A 4,961-nucleotide genomic window follows, 5' to 3' on the forward strand; every position below is an offset into this window, starting at 1 on the left:
TCTGGCGTGCCGGCAGCATCGACCATCGCGCCGCCACGGCGAGCGCCAGCGTGCTGGATGTGCAAGCCGACAGCCTGGACAACCGCGGCGGCAGCCTGCTGTCCACCAGCACGCAGGCGGCCAGCGTGCAGGTACGCGATCTGCTGGACAACGGCAGCGGCGGCAGCATCGCCAGCAATGGCGATCTGCGCCTGGGGGCCGGGACCTTCGGTAATGCCAACGGCCAGGTGCAGCAAGCCGGTAGCGGGATGTTGCGCATCGCCGCCGGCAGTCTGGCGGGCAGCGGTGGCCGGTTGCTGAGCAACGGCGGGTTGACGGTGAGCGGCGGTGCGATCGACCTGAGCGGGGGCACCACCTCGGCGCAGTGGATCGGGATCAGTGCCGACAGCCTGAGCACTGCCGGCGGCCAATTGACCGCGCTGGGCACGCAGACGCTTAGCTTGCAGGTGCATGGCGCCTTGAATAACCATGGCGGTCGCCTGCTCGGCAACGCGGGGATCAATCTCCAGGCCGGCGCCTTGGACAATGGCGGCGGCACATTGCTGGCGGCCGGCCACGACGGCGCGCAACTGAACATCGGCGGCACCCTGGACAACACGGCCGGGACACTGTCGGCCAATGGCGACGTGACGGTGCAGGCCGGCAGCGTGCTCAATCGCGGCGGCAGCGTGGTCGCCGCCGGCGGGGCGGCGTTGCAGATCGGGGCAGCGAGCGTGCTGGACAACAGCCAAGGCGGTCGCCTGGCCGCCAGCGGCGACGTCAGCGTGCGCGCGGCGACACTGGACAACACCCAGGGCGCGATCGAACACGCCGGCGCCGGCACCTTGAGCGTGGCCGCACAGACCCTGCAAGGCGCGGGCGGCAAGCTGCTGACGCAAGGGAGCTTGCAACTGAGCGGCGGCGACCTGGAACTGGGCGCGGGCAGCACGACCCAGGCCAAACAGATCACGCTCGTCGCCGACACCTTGAACACCGCAGGCGGCCACGTGATGGCCACCGGCGACCAAGTCATGACGCTGCGCCTGAGCGGTGCGCTGGACAACGATGGCGGCAGCATCGCCGGCAATGGTGCGCTGGCGGTGCAGGCCGGCGCGCTGTCCAACCGCGGCGGCACCCTCACCGCGGCGGGCAGCGCCGAGAGCGACATCGTGGTGAGCGGGCAACTGGACAACACCCAGGGCACCGTGGCCAGCAACGGCAGTCTTCTGTCCATCGCCGCCGACCAACTGATCAACGCCCATGGCACCCTCAGCCACACCGGCAGCCAGGGGCTGAGGCTCACCGCTAACGGCGTGACCAACACGCAAGGCAGCATCGTCAGCAGCGCCGCGCTGACCTTGGCGGCCAACACGGTGGATCAACGCCAGGGCACCCTGGGCGCGGCCAGCCTCCAGGTGCAGGCCGGCACGCTGGACAACAGCGGTGGCGGGCGGATCGTGGCCAGCGGCAATGCCGCCAGCGTGCTGCACGCGCAGCGCTTGAACAATGCTGGCGGCACGGTGGCCAGCAATGGCGACCTGACCCTGCAAGCGACATCGCTGGACAACACCCAGGGCGCCATCCAGCACGCCGGCACCGGGCAATTGCAGATTGCGGCGGACATGCTGAGCGGCAGCGGTGGCAGCATCGTCAGCAACGGCACGCTGGGCATCACCGGGCAGAACACCGACCTGAGCCATGGGACCACCTCGGCGCAGGCCATCGGCATCGCCACCGGTACGCTCAGCACCGCTGGTGGCCACCTGACCGCCAGCGGCACGCAAGCCCTGAACCTCAATGTTGGCGGCACGCTGGACAATACCGGCGGCACGATCGCTGGCAACGGCGTACTGGCCTTGAACGCACAGCGCCTGCTCAACGCACAGGGCAGCGTGCAGGCAGCGGGCCAGGGCCTGTCGACGTTGCGTATCGCTCAGGATGTGCAGAACCAACAAGGCAAGCTCCTGCTGGGTGGCGCGGGGCAGTTCAACGCGGCCAGTCTGGCGAACCAGGGCGGCATCGTGTCCGCCGCCGGCAACGCCTTGCAGATGCAGGTGGATGGCGCGCTGGACAACCATGCACACGGGGTGATCTCCAGCGGCGGCCAACTAGCCCTGACGGCGGGCACGCTGGACAACAGCAGTACCGGCACGGTCGTGGCCGGCAGCGACCTGAGCGGCCAGATTGGCGGGGCGCTGGACAACGACGCGGGCATCCTCCAGGCGAGTGGTGCTGCGCAACTGCAAAGCGCCGGGCTGTCCAACCGGGCCGGTAGCGTGGTCGGCGGTACGCTGAGCGTGGACACCCAGGGGCGGGCGCTGGACAACAGCGGCGGCACCCTGGGCAGCCAGAGCGGCGCGCTTGCCGTGCACAGTGGCACCCTACTCAACGCCGGTGGGCGGGTGCAGGCCAAGACCGACCTGTCCGTGCAGACCGACGGCCAAGCCATCGTCAACACTGGCTCCGGCGCCAACGGCGGCCTGCTGGCCGGGGGCGGCCTGCAAGTGGACGGCGGCAGCCTGGACAACCGTGGCGGTGTCGTCTTTGCCCAGGGCGATGCGCGGCTGGGCCTGAGCACGGTGGACAACAGCGCCGCCGGTAGCTTGAGTGCGGCGGGCAATCTGGCGTTGAACGCGGCGACGTTGAACAACGCCGGCGGTCGGGTCCAAGGCGGACAGAACCTGGCCCTGGCCCTGGGCGGGGACTTGAACAACCAGGCCGGGCTGCTCGCGGCCAACGGTCTGCTCAGCCTCACCGCCGCCACGCTGGATAACCGCAACACCTTCACTGCCAGCAACGCGCTGGGCGTGCAGGCCGGGCAACTGCAACTGCGGGCGCAGGCGCTGAACAACCAGCAAGGCCAGCTGCTCAGCAACGGCGCCAGCAGCGTGCAACTGAGCGCGGGGCTGGACAACAGCGGCGGTCGGATCGCCTCCGGCGGCAGCTTGAACACCCATGCCGACGCGGTCACCAACACCGCCGGGATGCTGCGCTCGCAAGGCAACCAGTTCCTGGCCGCGCGCGCGCTCAGCGGCGATGGACAAGTGCAATCCCAGGGCGATCTGGGCCTGAGCCTGCACGAGAGCCTGACCAATACCGGGCAACTGATCGCCAACGGCAATCTGTCCGTGCACACCGACGGCGATCTGCTCAACCAAGGCGTGCTGCGCGCGAACAATCTGGATGTGTCTGCCGCCAATGTGGACAACGCGGCCAGCGGGGAGATGAGCAGCCAGGGCGTCACCCACGTGCAGGCGAGCGGGCAACTGACCAATCGCGGCCTGATCGACGGCGCGCTGACCCAACTGCAAGCGGGGACCGTGGACAACGTGGGCACCGGGCGGGTGTATGGGGACCACGTCGCCATCGCCGCCGGCACCTTGCTCAACCGTGCCGAGAGCGTGGCCGGGGTGACCCATGCGGCCACGGTGGCCGCGCGCCAGCGTCTGGATATCGGCGTGGGCCAATTGACCAACACCGACAGTGCCTTGATCTACAGCGATGGCGATGCGGCCATCGGCGGTGCGCTGGATGGCAACAGCCAGGCCACCGGCAATGCCAATCGGGTGGACAACCTCGGCTCCACTATCGAAATCGCTGGCACGCTGGCGCTGCACGCCAGCACGCTCAACAACATCCGCCAGAACGTGGTCATCACGCAGACCACGACCACCGCCGCGCCGGTGCGGCTGGATCAACCCAGCTGGCGCAACAACGGCCAAAATGCCCATAACGATCTGCGCTCCACCAGCAACTACAGCGCATACGAGGTCTATTACCTCAACCCGCAGGACATCCTGCAAGACACGGTGTACACCACGCCCGATGGCTATCAGGTGCATCAGGCGACGATCCGGCTTACGCCGCAGACCAGCGCGTACTTCTTCGCCAGTGGCGCGCTGTACGGGGCCACCGGCGAGCGCTCGCGGCTGGACCCGCGCACAGGCACGGTGACGATCTACTACATCGGCCGGGACGACAACAACGTCAATCCGGACCAGGTGAGCAGCGGCGCCAGCGATCCCTTTGCTGGGATGAGCGAGCACGAGCCTGGCGCACCCGAATTCCACTACCAAAGCGATACCCTCAAATACTCAAACGCGTACGGCACCTGCACGCGCAACTGCGTGCGGCTGATCGCGCAATACGCCTACACCGATCCAAACCACATCCTGAGCCATCCGCAAGGCACCGGCGGCGGCGGCCTGGACGACAACGAGCAATACCGCATCGCCACGCGCACCACGGTGCAGGACGTGCTGCAACCGGGCGTGGGTCCGGATGCGGTGATCCACTCGGGCGGCGCGATGCATCTCGTCACCGACACCCTGCACAACACCTACGCGCGCATCGCCGCCGGTGGCGACCTGAGCATCGACGGGATCACCGGCGCGGCCAGCGTGACCAACCTGGCGCAGACGCTGTACCGCACCGACAGCTTCAACAACGTGTCGCACGCGTACAACGGCACCACACGGCAGTGGAGCAATCCATCGATCTCGGTGCAGACCGGCCAGATCGGCGGATCGATCACCAGCGGCGGCACGCTGCACATCGACGTGGGCACTCTGAGCAACCTCAACCAGGGCCGCGCCGCGCCCAATGTGCAGGACGGGTCGGTGCTGGCCAACCTGGGCGTGCAGGGTGCGCAGGGCGCGGTGAGCGGTGGCGGGGTCGGTCCGCTGCACGGCCCGGGCGGAGTGTCCGGGAGCAGCGCGGCGCAGGCGCAATCCAGCGGTGCCCAGCGCGCCAGCACGGGCAACGCCAGCGCCATGGGCGCGGTGAGCGGGCAGGGTGTGGTCGGCGGCAGCGTAGCGGTCAACGCAGCGGGCGGTTCGTCGGACCGCATCGTGATGGGCACGCCGAACACGCAGCTGCCCAGCGCCAGCCTGTTCAGCGTGCAGCCCAACGGCGGCCACGCACTGGTGGAGACCGATCCGCGCTTCACCAACTACCGGGTGTGGCTGAGTTCGGACGCGCAA

1 protein-coding gene is annotated in these 4,961 nt (G+C 68.7%); it reads left to right on the forward strand.

The window, feature by feature from the left end:
* On the forward strand, positions 1-4,961 hold a 4,961-nt coding region (locus tag XalbCFBP2523_RS15425; RefSeq protein WP_430523487.1), incomplete at both ends, for a beta strand repeat-containing protein.

It is taken from the genome of Xanthomonas albilineans (assembly GCF_002939705.1).
In the GTDB taxonomy this organism is placed as follows: Bacteria; Pseudomonadota; Gammaproteobacteria; order Xanthomonadales; family Xanthomonadaceae; genus Xanthomonas_A; species Xanthomonas_A albilineans.